General features: G+C 44.8%; 1 protein-coding gene. It reads right to left on the reverse strand.

The features are described from left to right. Positions 1-1,173 (reverse strand): elongation factor Tu (gene tuf, locus POD11_RS17610; RefSeq protein WP_271743906.1); only part of this gene is annotated, 1,173 nt, incomplete at both ends.

Raw genomic sequence — 1,173 nt, forward strand, 5'->3', positions numbered from 1 at the left:
TGCAGTTACTTTCGCAACAACACCAGCACCTACAGTACGACCACCTTCACGGATCGCAAAACGTAGACCTGGGTCCATTGCGATTGGGTGGATTAATTCTACTGACATTTCAACGTTGTCGCCTGGCATAACCATTTCAACGCCGTCTTGTAATTGGATTGCACCAGTTACGTCAGTTGTACGGAAGTAGAACTGTGGACGGTAACCATTTAAGAATGGAGTGTGACGACCACCTTCTTCTTTAGAAAGTACGTATACTTCTGCGTCGAATTTAGTGTGCGGCTTGATTGTACCTGGCTTAGCAAGTACTTGACCACGTTGTACGTCTTCACGCTTAGTACCACGAAGTAAGATACCACAGTTCTCACCTGCACGGCCTTCATCAAGAAGTTTACGGAACATTTCTACGCCAGTTACAGTTGTTTTAACTGTATCTTTAATACCAACGATCTCTACTTCTTCACCAACTTTAACGATACCAGCTTCTACACGGCCTGTTACTACAGTACCACGACCAGAAATTGAGAATACGTCTTCGATTGGCATTAAGAATGCTTTGTCGATAGCACGTTCTGGTTCTGGGATGTAAGAGTCAAGCGCTTCAACAAGAGCAAGAACTGAAGGCTCGCCATATTGACCAGCATCGCCTTCCAACGCTTTAAGCGCAGAACCACGGATAACTGGAGTGTCATCACCTGGGAAGTCATAAGTAGAAAGAAGTTCACGAACTTCCATTTCTACTAATTCAAGTAATTCTTCATCATCAACAAGGTCACACTTGTTCAAGAATACGATGATGTAAGGTACACCAACCTGACGAGAAAGAAGGATGTGTTCACGAGTTTGTGGCATTGGACCGTCAGTCGCAGCACACACAAGGATCGCGCCGTCCATCTGAGCAGCACCAGTAATCATGTTTTTAACATAATCGGCGTGGCCCGGGCAGTCAACGTGCGCGTAGTGACGAATTGGAGAATCGTATTCTACGTGTGAAGTATTAATTGTAATACCACGTGCTTTTTCTTCAGGTGCTGAGTCGATTTGTGAGTAATCTTTCGCTTCACCGCCGTAAGTTTTTGCACAAATAGTTGCAATCGCAGCAGTTAAAGTTGTTTTACCATGGTCAACGTGACCGATTGTGCCCACGTTTACGTGTGGCTTATTACGTTCAAA

It is taken from the genome of Acinetobacter sp. P1(2023) (assembly GCF_028367635.1).
GTDB classification, from domain to species: Bacteria; Pseudomonadota; Gammaproteobacteria; order Pseudomonadales; family Moraxellaceae; genus Acinetobacter; species Acinetobacter pittii_E.